This window comes from Microbacterium sp. Y355 (assembly GCF_059445345.1).
Map to the genome: position 1 here is coordinate 2,170,507 of NZ_JCAIUD010000001.1, position 26,149 is coordinate 2,196,655.

At 64.4% G+C, this 26,149-nt stretch carries 24 protein-coding genes; 11 read left to right on the top strand and 13 right to left on the bottom strand.

Annotated elements, in window-relative coordinates:
• Nucleotides 1-132: 132 nt before the first annotated feature.
• Nucleotides 133-1,029 carry an aldose 1-epimerase family protein gene (locus AC1C2O_RS10410; protein WP_495430359.1) on the top strand — a complete coding sequence of 299 codons (897 nt, stop codon included), beginning with the start codon at nt 133-135 and terminating at the stop codon, nt 1,027-1,029.
• On the opposite strand, the gene AC1C2O_RS10415 is transcribed toward AC1C2O_RS10410, so the two are convergent.
• From AC1C2O_RS10415 to AC1C2O_RS10435, 5 genes are all read right to left on the bottom strand, one after another.
• Nucleotides 1,022-3,166, bottom strand: coding sequence for a HelD family protein (locus tag AC1C2O_RS10415; RefSeq protein WP_495430360.1), 2,145 nt, complete (start codon nt 3,164-3,166; stop codon nt 1,022-1,024). The two genes, AC1C2O_RS10410 and AC1C2O_RS10415, sit on opposite strands and share 8 nt — an antisense overlap.
• Before the next feature lie 156 nt (nt 3,167-3,322).
• Entirely contained in the window at nt 3,323-6,475 is a 3,153-nt protein-coding gene (locus AC1C2O_RS10420) for an efflux RND transporter permease subunit (protein WP_495430361.1), read from the bottom strand.
• Nucleotides 6,468-7,100: a TetR/AcrR family transcriptional regulator gene (locus AC1C2O_RS10425; RefSeq protein ID WP_495430362.1), complete on the bottom strand. Its 633-nt coding sequence runs from the start codon at nt 7,098-7,100 to the stop codon at nt 6,468-6,470. The genes AC1C2O_RS10420 and AC1C2O_RS10425 overlap by 8 nt, the downstream gene beginning before the upstream one ends.
• A gap of 88 nt (nt 7,101-7,188) precedes the next feature.
• Nucleotides 7,189-7,548: a fluoride efflux transporter FluC gene (locus AC1C2O_RS10430; RefSeq protein ID WP_495430363.1), complete on the bottom strand. Its 360-nt coding sequence runs from the start codon at nt 7,546-7,548 to the stop codon at nt 7,189-7,191.
• A complete protein-coding gene (locus tag AC1C2O_RS10435; RefSeq protein ID WP_495430364.1) occupies nt 7,545-7,910 on the bottom strand; it encodes a fluoride efflux transporter FluC in 366 nt (121 codons plus the stop codon). The genes AC1C2O_RS10430 and AC1C2O_RS10435 overlap by 4 nt, the downstream gene beginning before the upstream one ends.
• Before the next feature lie 91 nt (nt 7,911-8,001).
• Here AC1C2O_RS10435 and AC1C2O_RS10440 point away from each other — a divergent pair, with 91 nt between their 5' ends.
• Nucleotides 8,002-9,531: an FAD-dependent oxidoreductase gene (locus AC1C2O_RS10440; protein ID WP_495430365.1), complete on the top strand. Its 1,530-nt coding sequence runs from the start codon at nt 8,002-8,004 to the stop codon at nt 9,529-9,531.
• Between the two features lie 3 nt (nt 9,532-9,534).
• On the opposite strand, the gene AC1C2O_RS10445 is transcribed toward AC1C2O_RS10440, so the two are convergent.
• From AC1C2O_RS10445 to AC1C2O_RS10455, 3 genes are all read right to left on the bottom strand, one after another.
• Nucleotides 9,535-10,341: a nitroreductase family protein gene (locus tag AC1C2O_RS10445; protein ID WP_495430366.1), complete on the bottom strand. Its 807-nt coding sequence runs from the start codon at nt 10,339-10,341 to the stop codon at nt 9,535-9,537.
• Nucleotides 10,342-10,345: 4 nt separating this feature from the next.
• Nucleotides 10,346-10,720: a hypothetical protein gene (locus tag AC1C2O_RS10450; protein ID WP_495430367.1), complete on the bottom strand. Its 375-nt coding sequence runs from the start codon at nt 10,718-10,720 to the stop codon at nt 10,346-10,348.
• A 106-nt stretch (nt 10,721-10,826) separates the two neighbouring features.
• Nucleotides 10,827-11,606, bottom strand: coding sequence for a MerR family transcriptional regulator (locus AC1C2O_RS10455; RefSeq protein ID WP_495430368.1), 780 nt, complete (start codon nt 11,604-11,606; stop codon nt 10,827-10,829).
• Between the two features lie 158 nt (nt 11,607-11,764).
• On the opposite strand from AC1C2O_RS10455, the gene AC1C2O_RS10460 reads away from it, so the two are divergent.
• Both AC1C2O_RS10460 and AC1C2O_RS10465 read left to right on the top strand, forming a co-directional pair.
• Nucleotides 11,765-12,604: a DUF4097 family beta strand repeat-containing protein gene (locus AC1C2O_RS10460; RefSeq protein ID WP_495430369.1), complete on the top strand. Its 840-nt coding sequence runs from the start codon at nt 11,765-11,767 to the stop codon at nt 12,602-12,604.
• Nucleotides 12,601-13,233, top strand: a complete 633-nt coding sequence (locus AC1C2O_RS10465; protein WP_495430370.1) for a PadR family transcriptional regulator — start codon at nt 12,601-12,603, stop codon at nt 13,231-13,233. Before AC1C2O_RS10460 ends, AC1C2O_RS10465 begins: the two co-directional genes overlap by 4 nt.
• A 3-nt stretch (nt 13,234-13,236) precedes the next feature.
• Here AC1C2O_RS10465 and AC1C2O_RS10470 read toward each other — a convergent pair whose 3' ends face one another.
• A complete protein-coding gene (locus AC1C2O_RS10470; RefSeq protein ID WP_495430371.1) occupies nt 13,237-13,779 on the bottom strand; it encodes a universal stress protein in 543 nt (180 codons plus the stop codon).
• Between the two features lie 149 nt (nt 13,780-13,928).
• On the opposite strand from AC1C2O_RS10470, the gene AC1C2O_RS10475 reads away from it, so the two are divergent.
• Both AC1C2O_RS10475 and AC1C2O_RS10480 read left to right on the top strand, forming a co-directional pair.
• Nucleotides 13,929-14,117: a DUF3073 domain-containing protein gene (locus AC1C2O_RS10475; RefSeq protein ID WP_206494397.1), complete on the top strand. Its 189-nt coding sequence runs from the start codon at nt 13,929-13,931 to the stop codon at nt 14,115-14,117.
• A 130-nt stretch (nt 14,118-14,247) separates the two neighbouring features.
• A complete protein-coding gene (locus AC1C2O_RS10480) occupies nt 14,248-15,072 on the top strand; it encodes an MOSC domain-containing protein (RefSeq protein ID WP_495430372.1) in 825 nt (274 codons plus the stop codon).
• A 15-nt stretch (nt 15,073-15,087) separates the two neighbouring features.
• On the opposite strand, the gene AC1C2O_RS10485 is transcribed toward AC1C2O_RS10480, so the two are convergent.
• Genes AC1C2O_RS10485 through purM form a run of 3 tightly spaced genes read right to left on the bottom strand, consistent with a single transcriptional unit; the run spans nt 15,088 to nt 18,971 of the window.
• Nucleotides 15,088-16,392, bottom strand: a complete 1,305-nt coding sequence (locus AC1C2O_RS10485) for an MFS transporter (RefSeq protein WP_495430373.1) — start codon at nt 16,390-16,392, stop codon at nt 15,088-15,090.
• Nucleotides 16,389-17,846, bottom strand: coding sequence for an amidophosphoribosyltransferase (gene purF, locus AC1C2O_RS10490; protein ID WP_495430374.1), 1,458 nt, complete (start codon nt 17,844-17,846; stop codon nt 16,389-16,391). Before purF ends, AC1C2O_RS10485 begins: the two co-directional genes overlap by 4 nt.
• 6 nt (nt 17,847-17,852) lie before the next feature.
• Nucleotides 17,853-18,971, bottom strand: coding sequence for a phosphoribosylformylglycinamidine cyclo-ligase (gene purM, locus AC1C2O_RS10495; protein ID WP_495430375.1), 1,119 nt, complete (start codon nt 18,969-18,971; stop codon nt 17,853-17,855).
• Nucleotides 18,972-19,106: 135 nt separating this feature from the next.
• Between purM and AC1C2O_RS10500 the strand changes: the two genes are divergently transcribed.
• From AC1C2O_RS10500 to dctP, 5 genes are all read left to right on the top strand, one after another.
• On the top strand, nt 19,107-21,782 hold the full coding sequence (locus tag AC1C2O_RS10500; RefSeq protein ID WP_495430376.1) for an outer membrane protein assembly factor BamB family protein: 2,676 nt from the start codon (nt 19,107-19,109) through the stop codon (nt 21,780-21,782).
• Nucleotides 21,783-21,942: 160 nt separating this feature from the next.
• Nucleotides 21,943-22,530 (top strand): TRAP transporter small permease, encoded by a 588-nt coding sequence (locus tag AC1C2O_RS10505; protein WP_495430377.1) that lies wholly within the window; start codon nt 21,943-21,945, stop codon nt 22,528-22,530.
• A gap of 3 nt (nt 22,531-22,533) precedes the next feature.
• Complete coding sequence (locus tag AC1C2O_RS10510) at nt 22,534-23,811, top strand: TRAP transporter large permease (protein ID WP_495430378.1); 1,278 nt, start codon at nt 22,534-22,536, stop codon at nt 23,809-23,811.
• 25 nt (nt 23,812-23,836) lie between these two features.
• A complete protein-coding gene (locus tag AC1C2O_RS10515) occupies nt 23,837-24,274 on the top strand; it encodes a type II 3-dehydroquinate dehydratase (RefSeq protein ID WP_495430379.1) in 438 nt (145 codons plus the stop codon).
• Between the two features lie 106 nt (nt 24,275-24,380).
• Nucleotides 24,381-25,427 carry a TRAP transporter substrate-binding protein DctP gene (gene dctP / locus AC1C2O_RS10520; protein WP_495430380.1) on the top strand — a complete coding sequence of 349 codons (1,047 nt, stop codon included), beginning with the start codon at nt 24,381-24,383 and terminating at the stop codon, nt 25,425-25,427.
• 90 nt (nt 25,428-25,517) lie between these two features.
• On the opposite strand, the gene AC1C2O_RS10525 is transcribed toward dctP, so the two are convergent.
• A complete protein-coding gene (locus tag AC1C2O_RS10525) occupies nt 25,518-26,141 on the bottom strand; it encodes an IclR family transcriptional regulator (protein WP_495430381.1) in 624 nt (207 codons plus the stop codon).
• Nucleotides 26,142-26,149 lie beyond the last annotated feature (8 nt).

Genomic DNA, 26,149 nt, shown 5'->3' on the forward strand with positions numbered 1-26,149 from the left:
GTAATGTGCGTCGATCGACGCTCACCATCGGCCCCTGGACCACAAAAACGCTCGCGCCAACGCGCGGCTGTCCGAAGCCGACTTCATGAGTCTAGTCAACGCACCTGAGAAAGACCCCCGTACGATTGCGAGGTGACATCTCTCTCCCCCACCGGTATCCAGATCCATCTCCAGCTTGGCGGCGTCACGGCGCAGATCGCCCAGGTCGGAGCATCCCTTCGTGGTCTCGCCGTCGGCGGGGTCGATCTCGTCGCTCGCTACCCCGAGAATGTTGCGACCCCGTCCTGCTCGGGCGTCGTGCTCGCGCCGTGGCCGAACCGCGTGCGTGATGGTATCTGGGATGACGAAGGCACGTCCCGCCAACTGGCGATCACCGAGCCGAAGCTCAACAACGCAAGTCACGGACTGCTGCGTTTCACCTCTTACGACATCGAGCAGTCGGACGCCACCGCCACCCTCCGCGCGACGATCCACCCCCAGACCGGGTATCCCTACGAGATCGCGACGACGGTCACTTACGCGTTGACGGATGCCGGCATCCAGGTCACGCACACGCTGACGAACCGGTCGGATGCTGCGGCCCCCGTCGCCATCGGCACGCACCCGTTCGTCACGATCAGCGACGTCGATGCTCATGATCTGACGCTCACGATTCCTGCCGAGACGCAGTTCGACACCGACGAGCGGATGCTGCCGACCGGAACCTCGCCTGCACCCGAGGTGCTGCGCGCTGGCATTCGCCTCGGTGACATCACTCTCGACACCGGGTTCACTGACCTCGCCCGCGATGAAGACGGCAAGGTGCGCCACTCGCTCACCGCGCAGGACGGGCGCCGCGTGACACTGTGGCAGGGCGAGGGCCTCGACTTCGTGCAGGTGTACACCACGACGAGCTACCCGGGTCAGGCTCTCGCCGTCGCCATCGAACCGATGTCGGCACCGGCCGACGCATTCAACAGCGGCCTAGGCATCCGTCGCCTCGCCCCCGGTGAGACGTGGACGCTGAGCTGGGGCGTCGAGCTCAGCTAACTCGCTCCATCACGTGCAGTTGTCCCAGCTCCTGGGTACAGCGGGTGAGCGCGACGTAGAGTCCGTTCCAGCCGCGTGGCTCGGCGGCAATACCACGCGCATCCACGAGCAGCGTTGCGTCCCATTCCAGGCCCTTCGCGTCGGTTGCGGAGATTACCGTCGCGTCGGGCAGAGCCTCGCGCAGCGCGGTGAGGCGATGCTGAGGCGCGATGACGCCGACGGTTCCTCCCGCCCAACGCCCTGACAACTCGTCGAGAAGATCGGCGGCATGCGCGGCGATGTCACGCTCATCCACCTCGCGTTCCCACGGTTCGACACCGGCCGAGCGCACAGCGCTGGGCGGTTCATTCTCACTTCCGGCGTTACGCAGGACAGACGCGGTGAGCGCCATAACCTCGCGCGGAGTGCGGTAGCAGATCGTCAACCGCGCCTGAGTCCACCTGCCGCCGAACGCCACGTCAACCGCCTGTTCCCAGGTGGTGTGCCGATGCGGTGCTTCGGCCTGATCGATGTCGCCGACGGCCGTGATCGACCGGGAAGGACAGCGGCGCATCACCATTTGCCACTGCATCTCGGAAAGTTCCTGTGCCTCATCGATCACGATGTGGCCGTACACCCAGTCGCGTTGGGCGGCGGCGCGATCAGCGAGGAACTCGCCCTGTTCCGCGCCGGGTCCCGCATCGCCAAGCAGGTCGGCCAGCGCGTCGACGAGAGGGATGTCGCTGCTCGCCCACCCGTGCGGCTCCCGCATGATCGCTTCCCGCTCAGCCTGAGCGAGCTCAGGCACCCACCGGCTCAGCATCGCGTCATCGGCGAGCAGACGACGAAGCACGGCCGTCGTATCCAGCGCCGGCCACCATTTCGCGAGCGCCGAGCCCACTCCGGGATCGACGGCAATCCGGTCGCGCAGCCGCTCGATGTCGGCCTCGGAGAGCACCCCGTCGACCTCCGCGCCGGTCGATCCGTCGGCCACTGCGCGGTTATCTGTGCGCGCGAGCCCGGCATCGAAGGAGACGAGGATGTCGTCCAGGCCCTCTTCCATCTGCGCCAGGGTCTCCTCGCTGCGCTCCACGACGGAGTCGGTGAGCAGATCCTGCATATGCTCGAAGAAGACTGCCCGCGCGGCGTGATAGGAACGCCCTGACGTTGCGGAAGCGAGCGCATTCTCGATTCTGCGCTCATCGAGCGCATGGCTCTCGCCTTCCCACACGAGAGCGAGTTCGGCCGCCTGCGGCACCAGCGACAGGGCGTAGTCCGTCAACGCGCGCTGCCAAAAGTCCCGGCCCTTGATCTCGGCGACCGCGCGCGGCTCATCGCGCTCCACGGCGATTCCCGGCACCAGCGTGTCACACGTGGCCGAGATGATCGCAGTCTCGCCGAGCGCCGGCAGCACCTGGGCGATGTATTCCAGAAAGCGCATCGACGGGCCGAGCACCAGCACGCCCTGGGCGGCGAGCTGGGAATGGGTAAAGAGCAGATACGCCACACGATGCAGGGCCACGACCGTCTTGCCGGTACCAGGCCCACCCTGCACGACGAGCGGCCCGTGGGCATCCGCGCGGATCACGTCGTCCTGTTCGCGCTGCAGCGTCGCCGCAGCTGTACCCATGCGCCCCGTGCGACGTTCGTCTAGCGCGGCGAGCAGCGCACCTTCGCCGACAAGATCGCTCGCCATGGATCCATCAAGAGGCTCATCGTCGACGCCCAGCACCGTTCGGTCGCTGATGCGTATGTGCCGACGCCTCGCCTGCCCTTGGGGATCGACCGCTGTCGCGGTGTAGAAGGCACGTGCAGCCGGCGCTCGCCAGTCGATCACCAGCGGCTCAGCATCGTCACCGTCTGTACGGGAAAGCCCGACCCGACCCAGGTGACGAACCGTCTGGTCGACGGCATCGAGCCGGCCGAAGATTAGACCCTGCTCGGCGTGCATCAGTTCCGACTGCCGCCTCTTCATCATGCGCTTGCGCGCGTGATGAACGGCATCCGACGTGGGAATCGCGAGTTCGGAGTCAAGCTCGCGGAGGAGGTCATCGCGACGAGCGAAGGCTTCGTCGAGAGTGGTTTGTTCCTGTTGTATTGCTGTCTCGTGCGCGATCGTTTCCTGGTTGGGCAGGATGGTGACGTCGTTCAGGAACACTGACACTCTTTTCCGTACGCCGGTTGAGGTCGACGCACTGGGCGCACAACACCATCGCCGCGCAGAATATTCCCTACCCATCACCCAGACTGCAAAACCACGCCGAACCTACGCTTAATAGCGTGTGTTTCGGCGTGGTTTTGCGGTCTCGAGAGGTCAGCCGTGCTGCCCGCGCAGCTCGCGACGCGTCAGCGTGCGCTCGGATCCCTCCGGTGCGTCCGGCTCGTCGGAACCAGGATCCGCAGCCGAAGCATCCGGCCCGGCCTTGCGCGCCCTGCGGCGCTCGCGCGCACCCTCGACGAGGTTGTACAGCGTCGGCAGCACGATCAGCGTCATCACGGTCGACGAGACCAGACCGCCGATCACGACGATCGCCAGCGGCTGCGAGATGAACCCACCGTGCCCGGTGATCCCCAGCGCCATCGGAGTGAGGGCGAAGATCGTCGCGAGCGCCGTCATCAGGATCGGGCGCAGACGCTTCTCGCCACCGGCCATGACCGCGTCATGCGCGGGCAGCCCCTTCTCCCGATACTGGTTCACCAGGTCGACGAGCACGATGGCGTTCGTCACCACGATGCCGATCAGCATCAGCACACCGATGAGGGATGCAACGCCCAACGGCACGCCCGTCACGATCTGCAGCAGGATCGCACCAGTGGCCGCGAACGGCACCGAGATCAGCAGCAGCAGCGGCTGGCGCAGCGACTTGAATGTCGCCACCATCACGACATAAACGATCAGGATCGCCGCGAGCATCGCGAGTCCGAGCTGCGAGAACGAGTCGGCCTGCTGGGATGCGACACCGCCGACCTCGGCGCTGGCGCCATCAGGCAGGTCAACAGCCTCAAGAGCCGCGGTGACCGAGGCGGTCGCCACCGCAAGATTGTCGGATGCCGGGGGCACCGTCACCGTCGCCGTGCGACGCCCCTGCTCGGTGGTGATCGAGGTCGGCCCCTCGCGCTCTTCCACGACGGCGATGTCCTGCAGCTCGACGACGCCGAGCGCACTCGGAATCGTCAGCGTGCGCAGGGCCTCGGCCGTGGTCGGCGGTTCGGTCGCTGCGAGGTACACCGTCAGTGCAGTGTCGTTCAGCTCGACAGAGCCGATCTGCTGCGGACGCATGGTGCTCGACACCATCTGCCCGACGGCGACTTCTGACAGTCCGACGTCTGCCGCAGCCTGACGGTCGACGACGACGGCGATGTATGGCAGCGAAGCGGCGAGGTTGTCAGTCACCTGACCGATGCCCTCACGTCCTTCGAGCTCAGCGGTCACCGCCGTGGTGGCCTCGGCCAGTGCATCACTGCTCGGAGCCGTGATGTTCACCGCGATGTCGCTGGAACCGAAGCCCGCGGCAGCGTTGACGCTGATTTCGCCGACATCTTCGAGTCCGTCAACAGCGTCCAGCACGTCGGCCCTGAGCTGTTCTTGATCGACATCCGCTGACGTCATGATCGAGTAGGTCACACCCGCTCCGCCCGAGAACGCATCCATGAGTGATGATCCGCTCGAGCCGATCGACACCTGCACGTTCTCGATCCCGTCGAGACCAGACAAGGCGTCTTCGACGACTGCCGCCGCGGCATCCTTCGTCTCGAGGCTTGCGGTCGGACCAAGGTCCTGCGTCACCGTCATCGTGTTCTGACCGGTGTCGCTGAGGAAGTTGATCTTCATCAGCGGTGCCGCGGCGATGGTGCCGCCCAAGACAACGACGGCGATGAGCACGGTGAGGCCGGAGTGCTTGAGAGTCCAGCTCAGGATCGGCCGGTATGCCTTCTGCAGCTTGGTCGGCGGAGCATCCGGATGCTCCGGGTCAATGACCTTGCCGTCAGCGTCGAGCAGCTCCTTACCGGGCCTGAGGAACCAGTACGCCAGTACCGGCACGATCGTCAGCGACACCAACAGGGACGCGACCATGGCAATCGTCACGGTCATCGCGAACGGCCGGAACAGCTCACCGACCATGTCGCCGACGAACACGATGGGCAGGAACACCGCAACCGTCGTGATCGTGGATGCGGTGATGGCCGCCGCGACCTCGCGCACGCCGAGCCGGATCGCATCACCCTTGTTCGCGTCGCCGACATAATGTCGCTTGATGTTCTCGATGACGACAATGGAGTCATCGACCACACGACCGATCGCGATCGTGAGGGCGCCGAGGGTGAGGATGTTCAGCGAGTAGCCGAACGCCTGCAGTCCAACGAAGGTGATGAGCACGCTGGTCGGGATCGAGATCGCGGTGACGAGCGTCGAACGCACCGACATCAGGAACACCAGGATGACGAGCACAGCAAACACGAGCCCCAGCAGGCCTTCGGTGGCCAGCGTCTCGATGGACTGCACGATGAACGGTGCCTGATCGAAAACGACGGTGAATTCGGCATCCGGGAATGCCTCCTTCAGATCATCGATCGCAGCGATTACACCGTTTGACACCTCGACGGTGTTCGCCGCGGGCAGCTTAGTGATCGAGATCGACAGTGCATCCTCACCGTTCACGCGAGAGATCGACGAGGTCGGCTCTGATGCCAGCTCAACGGTCGCGACATCGGCGATCGTGGCCTGCGCCCCGATGAGCGGGAGCGCCGCGATCTCGTCGACCGAGGTGATCTTCGCGCCGGTCTGGACGGTCAGCGTCTGACCATCTTCGGTGATGTCGCCGCCGGGGAACAGCGTGCCGTTCTGCTGCAGCGCATCGCTGATCGCCTGAGCGCTGAGACCCGCTGCGGCAAGTTTCGCGTTGTCGGGTGTGATGGTGATCCGCTGCCCGATACCTCCGACGATCTGGGCGGCGTTGACGCCGTTGACGTCTTCGAGCGCGGGAATCGCAACGTTCTCGAGGTCTGATTGAGCCGTCTCGGCATCATCGAAACCCGTCACCGCGATCTGGATCACCGGGAAGTCATCGATCGACACCGACAGCACCTGCGGCTCGACATCATCGGGCAACTGCGAGGCGATGCGGTTGATCGCCTGCTGCATCTTCTGCTCGGCGGTCGCGAGGTTCTCCCCGTAGGTGAACGTCGCCTGGATGATCGAGGCGTTCGTTGTGCTCGTCGCGCTGGTGCTCTCGAGGCCGGGGACCCCCTGAATTGCGGTCTCGATCGGCGTCGAGACGTCGTTCTCGACGACCTCGGGCGAGGCGCCGGGGTAGGTCGTCATGACGATGAGCGCAGGCAGCTCAAGAGAGGGGATGAGCTCCTGCTTGAGGTTCGTCAGCGCGAGTCCGCCGAACACGGCGGCGACGATCGTGATGAGGGCGATCAGTGCGCGGTTGCGCAGACTGAGAACGGCGAGTTTATACACGGGGTTTCTCTCGGTCAGTGCGGACGGATGCGTCGTGCGAGACGGATGCTTTGGAGGAGGCGGATGCGTCGGCTGTGTCACCGAGCAGACCCGCGAGGGCCGACTCGATGAGCTCCTGTGGGAGTGGGGCGTCGTTCTGCAGCGCGTGCCACATGATGCCGTCGATGAAGATGGCGACGGCGGTCGACCGCTCCTCACCATGGACGGGGGCGAGGAAGGAGACGAGCTGGGCGGACCAGTGTCGGGCGAGCCCGTGCAGCTGTGGATCGTGGATGGCCGCGGTCGCGACCGCGCGATCGAGGCGCACGGTATGCGCATCGATGAGTCCGCGGTGCAGGATTTCAGCGAGGACCCGCGCCGAAGCGCCATTGCGCTCCACCGTGCGCCGAATCATTTCAATGCGGGCATCTACCTCGACAGACAGGTGCCGCACCGCTGCATCCCGCAGATCATCGAGAGTGTCGAAATACTGCGTCGTGGCTCCGAGCGGCACGCCAGCTCTTGCCGCCACCTTGCGGTGCGTGATGGCCTCACCGCCGATTTCGACGATGAGTTCGGCTGCGGCCTCGATAATCGCAAGGCGCCTGCCCTCGGGGTCGCGCTTGCGGCGCAGCGTCGCCGTCATCACTCTCCCCCGAACGCGGACATCAGTACATGTACTTATGTACATCTTCAATATCCAGGCTACCTGTGAGACAACCACTCGCACGCAGTCACATCAGCGCACCGAGGGCGAGACCTGCGAGCGCCGCGAGCACGGATGCTGCAAACGTGCCTGCCAGGTGAAGGACGGATGCCGGCCGCTCGCCGTCCTTCCACAGCGCGAGAGTGTCGAGCATGGCCGTACTGAGGGTGGTGTAACCACCGAGGAGTCCTGCGCCGATGACGAAGGCCGCGTCAGGGATGGATGCCGTGACTACCCCGAGCGCGAAAGACCCGGTGATGTTCACGACGACGATCCCCCACGGAAATCGCCCCTTGGTGAGGCGCATCACGGCGATGTCTACGAGATAGCGCAGGCCCGCGCCGATGCCTCCGGCGACGGATGCCAGCACGAAGAGGAGCGGAGTCACTGCGCGCGCCTCCTGCCCAGCCGCATCCCCAGCGCGGCCCCCGCAAGGCCGAGCACCAGCGTGAGGAGTGCATACAGCACGGCGAGCAGTGGTGCGCCCGTCCACAGTTCGATAGAGCCAACCGCGAAGGCGCTGTATGTAGTGAACCCGCCGAGGATGCCAGTGCCGAGGAACACCCGCAGCTCTGACGAGCGGGGAAGGCGCGCGGCGAGCACCCCGATAAGCAAGGCACCGAGCACGTTCGCCGTGAAAGTCGCGAGGGGCAGACCAGCGGCATCCGGAATCATGAGCCCAAGCGCAAGACGCGCAGCGGTGCCGAACATCCCACCGAGCACAACGAGGAGCAGTCGACGGAGGGTCACGAGGTCACTTTATCCTCGCCACCTCGTTTCAGCGATCCACACGAATGTCAAGGCTATGGGGACCGGGCTGCGGGGAGCGTTGACTCGTGCCATGATCCCGCTCTGGAAGCTCAATCCGACCACGCCCCTCGGCTCGCCGTTCGATCCGGGAGCGCGGCATGACGTGGTCGTCGTCGGTGCGGGGCTCACGGGCTTGGCGACCGCGGTGATGCTCGCTCACGAGGGGCTCGACGTGGCCGTGATCGACGCCGGCGGAGTCGCAGAACTCGCATCCGGCGCGAACACCGGCAAGCTCTCACTCCTTCAGGGGCAGCGCCTTTCAGCGATCAGACGCCACCACCCCGCCGCGCTCGTGCGCGCGTACGTCGACGCGAACCGCACCGGCATGCAGTGGCTGACGGGCTTCGCCGAGCGCGCAGACGTTCCGTACACCCGCCTCACGGACCACTCGTACGCACAGAATCCCAGCGGCCTCGATGCTGTGCACGCCCAGCATGCTGCCGCGCGCGAAGCAGGGCTGCCCACACGAATGCTGACTCCCCGCGATCTGCCGACAACACTGTTCCCCATGTTCGGCGCCGTCGCACTCGACGATCAGGTGGCGATCGACCCGGTCCTCGTCGCACAGGCGATGGCACGAGAGCTGCTCGCGGTGGGCGGAACGCTGCACACTGGCATCCGTGTCATGGGCGCGCATGCGCTCCCAGAGCCGCGCGTCGAGACTGCGGCCGGACCGCTGTTCGCGCGCCACATCGTACTTGCCACCGGCGCGCCGATCATCGACCGCGGCCTCTACTTCGCGAAGACCCATGGGCAGCGGTCGTACTGCGTCTCGTTCCGCGTACCCGGAAAGGTTCCGGAAGGGACGTTCATCGCTGTCGATGGCCCGACGCGCTCGATCCGGCCGGTTACGGAAGCGGATGGACCAGGCGGCGCGGCGCAGCTCATCATCGGCGGCAACGGCCACCCGGTCGGGCGCTCCGAGGGAGAGACCGCGGCGGTCGATGACCTCATCTCCTGGACGCGGCAACATTTTCCGGATGCCGAGGAGACTCACCGGTGGTCGGCTCAGGACTACGAGTCGCACAACCTCATCCCCTTCGTCGGCGCGATGCCGCGGGGGCTCGGACGCATCCGCTTCGCGACCGGCTATTCGAAATGGGGTCTGTCGAATGCCCCCGCCGCAGCACTGCGCCTCACCGCGGAGATTCTCGGAACGCCTCGGCGGGACCGACCGGGGTGGATGACCACTATCGGAACACGCCTGACCGTGCCGGCCGACATCGGCCGCGGAGCCGCTGAGGGCTCGAAGGTCGCAGCCCTGCTCGCAGCCGGATGGGCCGGCGCAGAGTCCCGTTCCGTCCCGGTTTCCCGGCCGGTCGAAGGAGAGGGCGCGGTGGCCAACCGGGCGGGGCAACCGGTGGGTGTGTCGACCGTCGACGGGGTTACTCGTGCCGTCAGTGCGGTGTGCACCCATCTCGGCGGCGTACTGGACTGGAATGACGCCGAGTGCACTTGGGACTGCCCGTTGCATGCCTCGCGCTTCACCGCGGACGGTACGCGCATCGAAGGCCCAGCGCTGCGTGATCTGCGGAAGCTGCCTCGATCGGGCGGACGCTGACGTTCAACGCCCCGAGTCCGGAGCATCCCAGCCTTGCTGCGGCGTCTCGCAGTTCTCGCGAAAGACGTACTGAGAGACACGCCTGCGCTGACTGCTGGACCAGTCGATCGCCGGCCGGCGCTGCTCAGGTGGCAGATAGCCCAGCCGATACACCGCCATCAGCTCCAGGTCATCGGGAACGTGCAGGAGCCGCACGATCTCGTCCCAGCGGCCGGGAACTTCCATCGGGAAGGATATGAACTGGATGCCCATGCCGAACTCGACCGTCGTGAGCCATATGTTCTCCATCGCCGCACCCATGCTGAACACCGAATAGAACGATGACAGTTGCCCGGGGCGGTACTCGCTCCGGTCGAGCATCACGCCCAGCAGCAGCGGCGAGCCTGCGACGAGCCGACGGTTCTCGGCACCGAGCGTCTTCGGCACCCCGAAGGTGTTCATCAGAGTCTGTCCGCGCTTCGTGAACACCTGTCCGGTAAAGGGTCGAAGGGGAGCGGGGAGTTTGTCGAACAGCATCCCGCTGCGCTTCGAGTCCATCTCCTCCTGGCTGAAGCGGAAGTACGGCTTGTATCGCTCGAAGAACGTGCCGTTCGACATCGCCTCGGTCATGCTCTTCCCGGAGATGCGGGCAATCTCGTCGATCGTCTCGCGGCTTTCGATGACCACGAATCGCCAAGGCTGACTGTTCAGCTGCGACGGCGCACGCCCGGCCGCTTCCAACAGGAGTTGCTGATGCTCCTCGGAGACCGGGTCGGGCAGGAAAGCCCCGTTCGTGGTCTTGCGGCGGCGGATGGCGTCGAGCAGTTCCATACGATCACTTCCGGTCGGCGGGGCGCAGCGAGCATACGAGGCCCGCAGCGATGAAGGGGGCGGCGGCGAGGGCGACGAGCGGATGCCAGCGACTGTGAGTCTTCACGAACGCAATCCCGGCGAGTGGCACAGCGGCTGGCACCAGCGCCAGCGCCGCGCGGCGGCTCGCGCTGCAGGGTCTGCCCCGCCAGGCTGTGCTGACTGCGATCGCGAAGGCGGCGCAGGTCGTGATGTACAGCGCATGATGCAACCAGCGGAAGCCGCTGGTATCGACGAGCTTCACCGCGACAGCTGTTCCCAGCGCACTGTTCGCCGCGTAGCTCAGCGCCACCGCTGCGAACAGCGGCGCCGCACTCGTGGAGCCCACCCGGCTGATCATGCCCCGACCCTACGCCTCATCATGCAACGACGACGGACGTCGAGCCGATGCTTCCAACTTGTCGCTGGACGAGGTGCCGGGTAAGGCACCCCGTCCAGCGGGTTACTCAGAGATTTGCCTCTGCGTAGCTACGCAGTGCGTCGCGCACGAACTCGGCACCCTGCGATCCACCCGCGCTCGTGGCGTAGTTCGCCCCGAACCGCGGATCAGCGACGTACATCTCACCGAGGCCGATGATGTACTCCTTGGAGGCTCCCGGGGCACCAGGCGCACTCACGAGCCATTCCACGTGGCGCTTCGCGAGGGCCTGAGCCTGATCGGATGCCGCGTCCACGCCGCTCTCTGCGGCCGCGATCCAGTCGCGACCCAGGTCGGAGACGAGCTGTCGCCACTCGGCGCGTTCGGCATCCGTCATCCCCCGCCACCAGCGGTCGCTGTCGGCATAGGCCTTCTTGCCCCATCTCTGCTCAACCTCATCCTTGTACTGGGTGTGGTCGAAGCCGTCGAACATGTTCTCTGCCATGAGAGATTCACCTGCTTTCAATGCGTGCACGGTCGATTCGACCGACGCGATCTGTCGCGTCAGCCGGTCTTGCTCCTCGCGCAAGTACGCGAGGTGGGTACGGAGGGCGGATGCCTCGGTAGTGTCGTCCGCACCGTTCGAAGGGGCGAGCACCTCCGCGATCTGCGGCAGACCGAGTCCGAGCTCGCGCAGCAGCAATATTCGCTGCAGTCGCACGAGCGCCGCCTGGTCATAGTGCCGGTAGCCGTTGTACGCGATGCGCGAGGGCTTCAGCAGCTCGATGTCGTCGTAATGACGCAGCGTCCTGCTGGTCGTGCCCGCCAGCCGTGCGATCTCCTGGATTGACCAGTCATTACTGTCCAATGCATCCTCCTTCCGTGTTGTTATCTCCCACGATAAAAGTTGACGCCACGTCAATGTCAACCTCCTCGCCCACGAACTCTTGACAAACTCGAGATATATCGTGTTACTCTCTCTACACGCGATATATCTCGATATCGCCACAATCCAGGAGAGAACCCATGACCGAGAAGTGGCTTATCGCCCCCGGCGAGGAACGCGTCATCGACATCGCGCAGGCAACCCGACTCAAGGTCGGGTTGGTCGGCGGGCAGATCGACGTCATCGCGCATGACGAACCAGGCATCCGCATCGAGGTGCACGGCGTCACCATCAAAGACCTCCGCATCGAATCCGACGGCACTCAGATCGAGATCGACCACCCGCAACTGGGTTGGGACAACTTCCTCGACGTGTTCCGCAACTTCGGCGCGGGCGGCCCACGTGCGGAGATCAGCGTCGCCGTTCCCCGCAGCATCGCGCTGAACCTCGGCGTGGTCAGCGCTGGCGCCCTGATCTCGGGCCTCACCAACGACGCCCGCCTGAACACCGTCTCCGGTGACCTCATCGTCGACACCCACACGGGCGATCTGACACTGAACTCGGTCTCGGGCGACGTGCAGGTGCACGGACTCACCGGCTCGGTGAACGCAAACAGCGTCTCGGGTGACGTCGCCATCACCGGCTCGGTGCGCAAGGCGACGATCGACACCGTCTCGGGTGCCATCTGGGTGGATGCCACGGGCGCCGTCAACACCATCAGCCTGAACACGGTCGCCGGCAACAGCACTATCCGCCTCGAAGAGACACTCCCCGCCAACTACGTGGTGCGCTCGATGAGCGGCGGCGTAATGATCGACGGCATCAACCGCGGAAACTCCGGTCCGACCAACTACACCGGATCGACCGGTGAGCTCGCAGGCACATTCGTCGACATCCGCACGAACTCGGTCTCCGGCGACACGACCGTGCTGCGCCAGCCCATGATCACGGTGGCCGACGACGAGGAGTGGGACTCATGACCCCCGCCGTCTTCTCTCACGGCGACCTGCGTCTGTACCTGCTGTCGCTGCTCGCGGAGTCGCCACAGCACGGCTACGGCATCATCCAGGCTCTCACCGACCGCACCGGCGGCACGTACACACCCAGTGCCGGCACCATCTACCCTCGGCTCGCAAAACTCGAGGAAGAGGGCCTGGTCACCAAGACCGTCGATGGTCGCACCACGATCTACGCGATCACGGATGCCGGACGGGCCGAGGTCGCCGGGCGCGAAGGAGATCTCGCCGGCATCGAATCTGGCCTCACCGACTCGGTGCGCCTGATCGCCAACGAGGTGCGGCAGAGCGTTCAGGATGCCATGAAGAGCCTCCGCGCCGACCTCGCCTCTGCGGCGCATGATGAGCGGACTGCCTCGAAGAGCCGGCCGTCGACATCCTCACCGATGGCCGACGAGCGGGTCACCAGCCGAGAGGAACTGCATCGCGCTGACGCGGCGATCAACGCCTTCCGTGCGAGAACTCGCACCGACTTGCGCACGCACGTCGCCCGTGGAGGAAGCCTGGCATCGACAGTCGTCACCGATCTGGAGAATGCATTGGATGCGGCGGCCCGCGCCGTCACCCAGGCACTCGGTACACCAGGCCGCTGACCGCTAGTCGGTCCAGATCTCGGCCTGGTCGTCTGGCACAGACTCCTCCAACGGCACGACCAGCACCGAGCGGTGCTGGCGATGAGCAAGACGTGCGGCAACAGATCCAGTGAAGAACTCACGGATCGATTCACCGAGGCCGCGCTTGCGCGTGCCGACGACGATGAGCTGTGCGTCGAGCTTGTTGGCGAGTTGCTTGATCGCCAAGGCCGGGTCACCGACGAGCTGGCGTGCAGTCCAGGTCAGCCCGGTGTTATCGAGGACAGCGCCTGCTTCAGCCTGGACCTCTTCGAACTCGGCGGCGCCTGCTTCGAGATTGAGATCGATCGGCGCAGAGTGCACGTAGCCGTCCGGATCTTCATAGGTGACGAAACGTGTGACATCCACATGCGCAACCACGAGGGGGACATTCAGCAGCTTCGCGTAGCGCGCTGCTTCTTTCAGGACGTGCGCCGCTTGACCGGGCTGCATGCCGACGATCACCGCTTTTTGCAGTGCGGCATTCTGGGCCACTTCGTCGGACGTGGAGGACGTTGCATCTGCCATGAGAATCGTTCCCTTCACCTACCGGCGAAGGCCAGAGAACCTGGCCCTCGTGCTATTCTGAATGTTACTCTTACCGGCCGCACGCCGGTGTCGTGAAATGCATCGGGCCTCTAAATGCCCGCATCCTAACTCGTAAGGGGGTCTCGCGCATGGGCCGTGGCCGTCAAAAGGCGAAACACACTAAAATCGCTCGAGAACTCAAGGCGTATAGTCCGTCCTTGAACACCTCTGCGCTGGAGCGTGAGCTCGCTCACCCCTCCGACGACGAGAACGCCTACGTCGATAAGTGGGCCGACGAGTATGCGGACGAAGACGAAGACGAACTCGAAAAGGCCTGAAGCCCGAGTTCATTCTTCGACGATCTGCACTCGTTGTTGTCCCCGTATTCTTCGATGACCCCGTAGCCGTGCGCGACGGGGTCATCGACGTACCCGCGCACCAATCGATGTACCTGCGAGAATGACGTTCATGCCTCGCGTCGTCGCTCTCTTCCGCCACCCCGTTAAAGGTTTCACTCCGCAGCGACTTGACGAGCTGGTTGTACAGCCGGACGGTCGAGTCGCTGGCGACCGCGTGCTCGCCTTCCGATTCGTGGATGCCGCGACACCGGAGGATCACGACGGTCTCGACCACTGGCCGAAGTCCAATGGCCTGGCATTGCAGGACTTCCCCGCCCTTGCAGCGCTCCACCTGTCGTACGACGACGAGATGCACCGGGTCACGATCTCGCACGGCGATCGAATCCTGGTGGATGCGGGGCTCGACCCAGACGGGCGCGCAGAGCTGGAGACCGTGATGACGCGGTATGTACTCGATTCCCCCGACGCTCGCCGACTGCGCCGACCGGGCCGGCTGCCCCTGATCCTCATCGGAGACGGAGATCGCTCTCGGTTCCAGGATCGGGCGCGCGGCTACGTCTCAGTGCACAGCACGGCCAGCGTCGCCGCGCTCGGCGAGGCGCTGGAACAACCGATCGACGACCGCCGGTTCCGTTCCAACGTGGTGATCGATGGCGTCGACGCCTGGGAAGAACTCGAATGGGCCGGCGAGGTGCGCATCGGCGACGTGGTCTTCGCCACCGCTGCGCCGATCGGCCGATGCCTTGCGACCCACGTGAACCCGGACAGCGGCGTACGCGACGCAAAGGTGCTGACGACGCTCACCGACCGCCTGGGGCAGCACAAACCGACCCTCGGCCGGCTCCTGTTGCTACCCGGCGTGAGCGGCGACGTTGACGACCGCTCCGGCCGGGGCGGCGTCATCCGCGTCGGTGACGAGGTCACGGCCGCCTGAGCACGTCGAAGCGGGTCACCAGGTGCCGTGGCGCAGTTCCCACTCTTCCTCGACCGTGCGGCGTCTCCCAGCGATGACCCCGAACGGGATCGAGACGATGAGCACGCCGCCGATGACGAGTAGCGGAATTGTCCAGCTCTGGCTGGCCTCGTGCAGCACACCGATCAACAGGGGGAAACCGGCTGCGATCAAGTAGCCGACGCTCTGCACGAAACTGCTGAGTGCCACAGCGCTCTCTGGCGTGCGTGAGCGGATGCTGATGAGTACGAGCGCCAGCGGAAACATGACGCCGACGATGCCGAAGAGTGCGACCCACAGCCATACCGTGATCGGGTTCGACCAGAACAGGAGTCCGGCAACGCCCAGTAGCCCACACACCGAAGCAACCGCGTACACCTGGCGAGTGGCTTGAAACCGCACCACCAGCACGGGCACGAGCAGCGATGCGGGAAGCCCCATGAGAGCGAACACCGACAGGAGCAGACCCGCGGTACTTGCCGAGACACCCGCGACGTCGGAGAGAATCGTGGGCAGCCACGCGAACGATACATAGGCGATGATCGACGAGGTGCTGAAGACCACGGCGATTGCCCAGGCAAGAGGCAGCCGGACCAGTCGGGAGAATGCCTGCGAATTCGCGGGCACCACAGCGATAGGCCCTGTCGACAGTTCTGCCGGATCGGATGCTGCGACCGGGGCAGTCTTTCGTGCGCGCAGCGGAGCATCCACTGACGGCTGCGCCGCCGCGCGCCCGGTCACGAGCATGGCGATCCACGGCACGACACCGGCGATCGCGAACACGCCCCACAGCCCCAACGACATGCGCCAGCCCGCAGCATCCGCCACAGGAACCGCGACAAGCGGCGGCAAGAACGTCGAGAACGCCATTGCCGTTGTGTACAGCGTCAGCATCGTGCCGATGCGATCAGGGAAGTACTTCTTCACCAGTGGTGGCACAAGGATGTTGCCCATACCGACGCCTGCGAAAATCAGTGCGGTGGTGAGCAAGAGCGACACCGACCCGATCGAGAACCCGCGCAGCACGAGACCTGCAGCGATCGCGGAGAGCGCGATGATCGTGACCCGCTCGAGGCCCAGCCGACGCACAAACATTGGGGCGCAGAGCCCGAAGATGGCAAAACACACCGGTGGGGCAGTGCCGATCAGACCGACAACCGCAGCAGGCAGTGGGAAGTCGGCTGCGACGTAGTCGATCACCGGCGACAGCGAAGCTACCGCTGACCGCAGCGAGAACGCGCACAGCACGATGCCGAGAAGAGCGAGAACACGCCCTCGCCACAGCGGACGCGCATTCGTCACGAAGTCTGGGAGCTCTCCACCCAGCCGAGGTATTCCTCAGTGACGGTTCCCGTGACATACCGGCCGTCGAAGCAGCTCATGTCGAGATCGGTGACGTCAGAGCCCTCGATGATCGCGGCCTTCAGATCTTCGACCTCTTGGTAGACGAGGTGATCGGCGCCGAGCACTTCCGCGATCTCCGGGATCGTACGGCCGTAAGCGATCAGCTCGTGTTTGGACGGCATGTTGATGCCATACACATGCGGGTGCCTCACCGGTGGGGCGGCTGAGGCGAACGTGACGGAGAGGGCGCCGGCATCCCGAGCCATCTGGATGATCTCTTTGCTCGTCGTTCCGCGCACGATCGAGTCGTCGATCAGCAGCACGTTCTTGCCACGGAACTCGGTCGACATCGCGTTGAGCTTCTGTCGCACGCTCTTCTTGCGCACCGCCTGGCCGGGCATGATGAATGTGCGGCCGACGTAGCGGTTCTTGTAGAAACCTTCGCGGTACTCGATGCCGAGTTTGCGGGCGACTTCCATCGCAGAGGGGCGTGCGGAGTCCGGGATCGGCATGACGACATCGATCTTGTCCATCGGCACGTGCTTGGCGATCGTGTCGGCCAGGCGGTCGCCCATCCGCAGACGCGACTCGTACACGGCGATGCCATTCATCGTCGAGTCCGGACGAGCGAGGTACACGTACTCGAAGGCGCAGGGGGTGAGCGTGGGGTTCTCGGCGCACTGCCGGCTGAACAGCTCACCCTGATCGTTGATGAAGACAGCCTCACCCGGTGCGACCTCGCGGACAACCTCGTAGTCACCGTTTTCCAGCACCAGCGATTCGCTGGTGACGACCCATTCGTCGTGCTCTGCCCCGTCGCGGCGACCCAGGATCAGCGGACGGATGCCGAAGGGATCGCGGAATGCGAGCAGACCGTATCCGGCGAGTACTGCGATCACTGCGTAAGCGCCCTCGATGCGCTGGTGCGTGCGAGTGACTGCCTCGAAGATGCGCTCAGGGTCGAGGTCGACATCCGAAGTCGTGGCCTGCAACTCACCGGCGAGCACGTTCAGCAGCAGCTCGGTGTCGCTGGACGAGTTCAGGTGGCGACGATCACGCTTGGCCATGTCGGCGGTGAGCTCACGCGTGTTGGTGAGGTTGCCATTGTGAATGAGGATGATGCCGTACGGCGAGTTCACGTAGAACGGCTGAGCTTCCTCTTCGCTCGACGCGGTGCCCTTGGTGGCGTAACGGACGTGGCCGAGGCCGACGTTGCCGAGAAGGGTGCGCATGTCGCGCGTGCGGAAGGCCTCGCGCACCATGCCTTCGGCCTTCGTGATGTGCATGACACCATTGGGCTCTGCCGTGGCGATGCCAGTGGCATCCTGCCCGCGGTGCTGCAGAAGCAGGAGCGCGTCGTAGATGTCCTGGTTGACCGGGCCGCCTGCGACCACTCCGACGATTCCGCACATTGGGTGTTACTTCGCTCCATTCGCGTATGCGCCAACCAGACGCACCGCACCGCCGTCGACGCCCTTGGCGCCCTCTTCGAATTCTCCGGCTGGGCGTGCGCCGATTCCAACTGTGGCGACCTGCCAGGCGTCGATGCCCTCTACGGCGAGCGCAGCGATGGCAGCATCCTTCTGACTCGCGTCGATCACGGCGAGGAAGCCGATGCCGAGGTTCCACGTGCCTTCGGCGGATTCCAGTGTGGATCCGGCGATGTCGCTGAGCACACGGAAGATCGGGCTCGGCGACCAGGTGGAACGGTCGACCTCTGCCCAGCTGCCCTGCGGCAGCACGCGTGCCAGGTTCGCGGCGATGCCGCCGCCGGTGACATGGCTGAGGGAGTGCACGCTGCCGTCTGCAAGTGTGTCGAGTAGGCGCAGCAGCGGGAGCGTGTAGAGGCGCGTCGGCTCGAGGAGAGTCTCGCCCCAGGTGGTGGCGAAGTCTGCGGCAGTGTCGCTGTAGCCGATGCCAGCACCGGTGATGATGTGACGCACAAGCGAATAGCCGTTGGAGTGCAGTCCGCTGGATGCTAGCGCCAGCACGACGTCGCCGTCGCGGACGTTTTCAGCTCCGAGAACGGCATCCGCCTCGACGATGCCGGTGGCAGCGCCTGCGACGTCGTAGTCGTTCACGCCGAGCAAGCCGGGGTGCTCGGCAGTCTCGCCGCCGACGAGTGCTGTGCCGGTCGCTGTGCAGGCATCCGCGATTCCGCGCACGATGTCGGCGATGCGCTCGGGCACGACCTTTCCGCAGGCGATGTAGTCGGTCATGAACAGTGGCTTGGCGCCCACGACGACGATGTCATCGACGACCATGCCGACCAGGTCTTGTCCGATCGTGTCGTGCTTGTCGATCGCCTGCGCGATCGCGACCTTCGTGCCGACGCCATCGGTGCTGGTCGCCAGCAGCGGCTTGGTGTAACCAAGCAGCGCGCTGGCGTCGAAGAGACCGGCAAAGCCGCCGAAACCTCCGAGCACTTCAGGGCCGTGCGTTGCGCGCACAGAAGACTTCATCAGCGCGACCGCACGATCACCTGCTGCGGTGTCGACGCCGGCTTCGGAATAGGGGTTAGTGGGGGAGGCAGCCACACGACAAGACTACCGCCGCTGGAGACGACGAACTTCCGCATCTGTCTCACCCGATGGGCCGATGGTTGGCTGGGCTCCGCAAGGTCGATAGCTTCCAAAGAGTTCTGGGGACCGATAACGATCAAGGAGCTAACGATGTCCACCCATCTCGCGACACGATTGGGGGTGGCGGGGATCGCAGCGGCAGTGACGCTCTCACTCGCCGTCAGCCCTGTATTCGCAGCCGATGATCCCGTCGGTGACGGTCTGACCGCCACCGCGCCAACCCAGGAAGACATGCCCACCGTCGGGGGAAACCTCGGCAACCAGCATTACTCCGCTCTCACTCAGATCACGAAGAAGAACCTCGACCAGCTGGCTCCCACGTGGCAGACGCATCTATCGGCGGCAGCGCCAGCCTCTGACGATGTGGGCCAGCAGACGACGCCGATCGTCGTCGACGGCATGATCTATCTCGACACTCCCAGCGGCGGTGTCGCCGCGGTCGATGGCGCCACTGGCGAGACCGCGTGGAAGTGGGAGAACCATGACTACGGAATGTCGAGCACACGCCGTGGGGTGTCTGCCGGTGAAGGACGCATCTACACGCTTGCAGGCGACAACCGCGTCGTTGCCCTCGATCAGGCGACCGGCGAAGAGATCTGGGCAGTTCAGCCAACAGGCCCGAATGGCGAGGACCTCGGACGCGTCGCAAAGGTCGCGACCGTGTACTCGGAGGGCCTCGTGTATGCGCACGCAGCCGACGGCGACCGGGGTGCGGTCGTCGCCCTTGATGCCAGTGACGGCAGCTACGTCTGGCACTTCTTCGGCGGTCCCACTCGCGGTGAAGAGTTCACCGATGTGAACGGCAACACGTTCGACGCCTCGGAGACTTGGGGCCCGGTGCACGAAGACGGCACCGACTGCGCAGCCGAGGGCGGTGCGACCTCCTGGGTGCACGGCGCCGTCGACCCAGAACTCGACATGTATTACATGACCTTCGGCAACCCGCGTAGTTGCAACACCTCACAGGATGGTTCCGGTCGCCCCGGCGACAACGTCTTCTCCGACACTCTCGTCGCCGTCGACGCCGCAACCGGCGAGTACAAGTGGCACTACCAGTCGATCCACCACGACATCTGGGACATGGACAACGTGCACGCCCCGAACCTCGCCGACATCGAGATCGACGGCAAAGAGCGCCAGGTGATCTTCTACGGCAGCAAGTCCGGCCACCAGTTCGTGCTGGACCGTACGAACGGCAAACCTGTGCTGCCGTTGACCGAGACTCCCGTGATCACAGACGATCGACAGGCAAACTCTGACACCCAGCCATTCCCCACTGAGCGTCTGCTGCCTGAATGCGTGGCCTGGGAGAAGCTCGGTGCTGACAACATTCCTGGAGACCCCTGGCGAGGTGTTCCCAACTACAACGGGTACCAGCCGGACGAAGACGGGAATCTCGTATTCAACCCGGACAGCTACGTCGCCGCAGACCAGGAGCACCTGACGTACCCCGAAGGTCACGTCGGCAACCGCGAAGGCTGCATGTATGACCCGCAGTGGGATCTCCCGATCCTGTCCACCACCAGCCAGAACGGCGGCGGCGACTGGTCGAACAACGCATACAGCCACAACACGAACCTCGTGTACTTCCCGTATGGCACGAACAACGTGGCGCACTGGAATGGCGCATCCGCCAACGGTCAGCGCGCGATCGGTCAGTACCAGACCGGCGGCATCGTCGCGTATGACGCCTCCACCGGTGCGGTGGAGTGGACCCAGCACCTCGGCACGGACATGTCACACGGTCAAGGTCCGCTCGCGACAGCATCCGATCTGGTCTTCGTCGGCCAGATCGACGGGCGTCTGCTCGCGATGGATGCCAAGAAGGGCGATGTGCTCTGGGAGTTCCAGACCGGCAACGGCATCGGCTCCGCACCCGTCACCTACGAGATCGACGGCGAGCAGTACGTCGCCGTCCTCGCCGCAGGCACCACAAACCCGTATGGCGGATCGGTGACGCAGGGCGACTCGTTGTGGGCGTTCAAGCTCGACGGCGACTACGTCACCGCGTCCGGCAGCCAGGAAGGTCCGTCGACAGCGCCGCTGTCGATCCGCCGGCCCGTCAGCGGGAACGCCGTCGAAGGCAGCACTGTCGACAACACCGTGCTGCTGGCTCGCGTAGATCGCACGTCCGACACGGTCGCGGCTGCAGACAGCACCAATCAGGCGGCCATGCAGCCCACGCACCTGCGCGTACCGGTTGGCACGGCGGTGACGTTCCTCAACCCTGGAGCGGATACCTTCGCGCAGCATCCGAACCTGCTCGAGCACTGCGCCACGCAGTTCTTTGAGGGCGAGTTCAATGCACGTCTGCAGCCTGGGGAGAGTTATCAGCACACCTTCGACAAGGCGGGCGATTACTTCTTCAACGACTGCACCGACCCGCGTCCCACCGGCAAGATCGAGGTGTATGCCGCATCCGAGGAGATTCCTGGCGCCTTGACGATCCGTCCAGGAAAGATCGACCTGAAGGCGAAGAAGGGTCTCTTCACAAATGTGAAGGGCACCATCAACGCGCATCTCGATCTCCCGAAGGGATACACGCAGGAAGGCGAGGTGTTCCTGGAGACCGAGCTGGGTCTGCAGCCCATCACGGCATCGAAGGTGACCGGCAGCAGGAACCACGTGGTCCTCAAGTTCGACAAAGCCGATCTCGACAACAACGTGCCGAGCGGGGTGACTGAGCTGACTGTCGTCACGAATGCTGTGCATGACGGCGTGCAGAAAGAGGTCAGATCGACGGTGAGCGTTACCGTGACCAAGTAGAGCCCAACGCACGATCCGGTGCCGCGTCGCCTCCCATGGCGGCGCGGCACCCGTGTGCTCTGGGCCCGTCCCATTCGCTGGGACTGGCTTTGGCGGGTGCAACCACCACAGACAGAGTTACCACAGCGGTCAGCGAACCGCCACGACAGAGAGGTCAATCATGCGAGGACGCAAGGAACGTGATGAGTCGATCTTCGGGCACACCGAAACCGTCTTCACTGCTCCCGACCTGAACGCGGACGTACCGAGGGAGTCGCGGTTCATCCGCGTGCTCTCCAGCGCCGAGATGATCATTTCCGTTGCGCTCTTCGCAGGAATCTTCCTCGGCGTCATGCACCAGGTGGTAGGTCGCTACTTTCCCGCCCTGGGCTGGGTCGGTTCCGGTGAGCTCGCGCTGCTGTCGATGATCGCGATGACGTTCATGATGATGGGCTACCTGACCGGACGCAATGGTCACATCGTCATCGAGGTGTTCGACGGCGTGCTGCGCGGGAAGAAGCTCTTCGTGGTGCTGCGTGTGACCGCCGCGGCGATCATGGTGCTTACCAGCATCGGGCTCGTCTACGACGCCTACGTCAAGATCGGGCTCGAATGGATGCGCGTGAGCGCGGCGATGGGGATACCACTAGGGATCCTCTACATCTTCGCCTTCATCGGTGGCCTCTCCACCGGCATCCACTCGATTTGGAAGATTCCCCACGCAAACCGACCAGAGCGTCAGCTCGAGATCTCCGAAATGGAGGGCTGATCGATGGATCTCTGGCTCTACGCCCTGCTCATCGTCGTCCTGCTACTGCTGCGAGTACCCGTCGCCTTCGCGATGATCGCTCCGAGCATGCTCTACTTCTACAGTCACAACCTCTCCGCGGGGTACGCGACAACCGCCATGGTCAACGGGATCAACAGCTTCCCACTGCTCGCGGTGCCGCTGTTCATCTTCGTCGGCACGATCGCGAACCACCTCGGCATCGCCACGCGACTCTACGACTTCGCGAAGGCGCTGCTGCCGAGGCTGCCCGGCAACCTCGCCTACGTCAACCTCACCACTGCGGTCGGGTTCTCATGGATCAGTGGGTCGGCATTGGCCGACGCCGCCTCCACGAGCAAGGTGCAGGTTCCGCAGATGCTTAAGGCGAACTACCCCTACGGGTTCTCCGCCGGCCTCACCTCAGCCGGCTCGCTGCTCAGCACCGTGATGCCCCCGAGCATCCCGGCCGTTCTGTTCGCGGCGACCGCGTCCATCTCGACGGGCGCACTGTTTGCGGGATCAGTTCTTCCGGCAGCGCTCATGGCGCTCGGCTTGGCCGTCTATATTTTCATCTGGGTGCGCATGCATCCGGAGATTGCAGGAAGCCGCTCCTTCAGCGGCGCGATGCTGCGTCGCGCGACGGTCCGTGTGATCGGCCCGATGACGATCCCGGTAATCATCCTCGGCGGCATCTTCAGCGGATGGTTCACCCCCACCGAAAGCGCCGGGATCGCGGCAGCCGTCATGCTCGCCCTCGGTGCGATGTATCGAACGCTCACGTGGCGCAGGCTCTGGAGGGCCACGAAGGAGACCGTCTTGATTTCCAGCGGCATCCTGCTCATCCTGGGCGCATCGAACCTGCTGGGCCAGGTTCTCACCCGCGAGCAGGTATCCCGAAATCTCGGCGAAGCCCTCACCACCCTGACGGACAACCCCGTTATCTTCCTGCTGTTGCTCAACGTGCTGTTGATCTTGCTGGGCATCTTCCTGGAGGCGACGCCGGTGATCCTCGTGCTCGTGCCGATCCTGATGCCGATCAGCGCGACCTACGGAATCGATCCGGTGCACCTCGGCGTGATCATGATCATCAACCTGATGATCGGCTCTCTGACGCCGCCGGTCGGCGCGGTGCTGTTCGTGGTCGGATCTGTCACCCGAAGGCCCATGGGCGAGCTGTTCCGCGGCGTCCTTCCCTTCCTGATTCCCCTTGGGCTGGTACTTCTCTTGCTGACACTCTTCCCTGCGATCGTCACGATCGTTCCCACTTTGCTCAACCTCTGACGCGAGTCATCGAAAGGACTAGACCGTGACCAGGAAGCTCTACGTGCTCAACGGCCCGAATCTCGACATGCTGGGCCATCGCGAGCCCGAGATCTATGGGACGACAACTCTCAAAGGCATCGAGTCCGAATGCACTCGTGTCGCCGACGAGGTCGGCTTCGAGCTGATGTTTGCTCAATCCAACGCCGAGCACGAAATCATCGATTGGCTGCACGACGCGTACCGTGACGGAGCTGCCGTCGTGATCAATCCGGCGGGTTTGAGTTTCCAATCGGTACCCGTGCTCGATGCGCTGCGCATCCTCAACATCCCCATCGTCGAGATTCACATCTCGAACATCCACGCCCGAGATGAGGCGCATCGGCATTCTCTGATGTCAGCGGTCGCGACCACGGTCATTGCCGGCGCAGGGCCATTCGGCTACGAGCTCGCCGTCCGCGCTGCGGACGCGCTCACCACCTAGGCGTTCCATTCGGCGAGAGCACAGTTGGCAAAAAGTCACCCGCGAGTGAGAGTCACTCATACACAGCAGACCAGCGCAATGAAGCGCAAGAACAGAGGAGAATCACATGGTCAGCAAGATCACGATGCGTCGAAGCATCGTCACCACATCGGCGTTCGCTGCAACCGCACTCATGGTGGTTGGATGCAGCGGCGGTACCTCGCCGGAGCCAGCCGGCGGATCGGGCGCAGACGAGGTAACGCTCACCGTCTCGCTCACCCAGAACGAGCAGACTCCCAACTACTACTGCGGTGTCGAACTGCTCAAGGAGCGCTTGGAGTCTTCCGACCTCGGCTTCACCGTCGACCTCTATCCATCGAGCCAGCTCGGCCCGCACGCCGACCGGTTCCCCCTGGTGCAGGCGGGTGACATCGACATCGACCTGCTTGGCGGGTCAGAACTCGCCGCCACCTTCGCACCGATCGAGGCGGTCGACGCCGCATACGCATTCGATGACGTCGACCACGCGTTCTCATGGATCGATGACGGGTCCGCCGACCTGTTCAGCTCGTTCCACGACACGACCGGCGTGACGATCGTGGATGGCTGGTTGTTCGGCAACCGCACGTTCACGACCAAAGACGTCGAGGTCCGCAGTCCGGAAGACCTCGCCGGCGTCCCGATCCGCTTCCCGAACTCGCCTGGCTTCCTTGCGAACGCCGAAGCACTCGGTGTCGACAGTCCGGTTTCGGTCGCAGTCGAAGAGCTCTACACGGCGTTGCAGCAGGGCATCGCCGTCGGGCAGGAGAACCCGATCGTCGCCACCCACTCGTCAAGCTACGACGAGGTGCTCAACGTCGCGATGCTGAACGACCACAATGTCGGCATCCAGTTCGTCGTTGTCGGAGACAAGACGTACGAAAAGCTGAACGAAGAGCAGACCGAACTGCTGAACGAGACGATTCACGAGATCCGCGGCGAGAACCGCACCTGCGTCGAGGAAGAGACCGAAGAGATCGTCCAGGGCTACCGCGACAACCCCGACTTCACCGTCATCGAGAAGGACGAGATCGACATCGATGCGTTCATCGAGAAAGCCGAAGCGTACTTCACAGACCACTACTCCGGTGAGACGCTCGAGGCATACGAGAGCATCCGCGAATCCGCGAAATGATCTGATCGACTGAAGGCGGGGCGGGCGCGAAAGCGCTCGCCCCGCCTCTGTGTCTGGCGGGTGCATTTGTGTCTGGCAGCTGTCTCAGTTCTATGAGGCGGCGATGAGGCGGCTGATCGTCGCGGCCGCGCGCCGTACGATCGGTGCGGCATCCACAGGATCGAGCACACCGACAGCACCGCTCAACGCGAGAGCTGCGACCGTGTGCCCACGCTCTTGCACAGGACTCGCCACGCACAGGTGTCCGCCGTGGAAGGCCTCATATGTCGCCACTGCCTCGTGGGCGCCGCCTGCCGGCTCGAAGGCAGCGAAGACGGCGCCGAGTGCTGTCGCCGCACGGGGCAGCCGCTCACCGATGCGTGCAGCGGGGAAACCGGCATCCCTTCCTCGCGCATTGGCGATCACGACGACGTCTTCACCATCGGCGATCGCCAGCTGCACATTGTGCCCGGTGGTATCGCGCAGGCCGGTCATAGCGCTGATGGCGAGCCGACGAAGCCGACGGGGCCGCTCCACGCTCTGGCCGAGCTCGAACAGGCGCAGGCCCAAATATAGGTGGTTGCCGACGCGGTCGAGATAGCCCTCCTCGACGAGGTCAGCAGCGATTCTAGAGACGGTCGATTTCGGAAGGTTCGCGCGCCGAGCGAGCTCGGTCACGCCTAGTCCTTCTCCGCCTTCACCGACCTCGCTGAAGGCGTCGAGGATTGCGGTCATTCGATCGA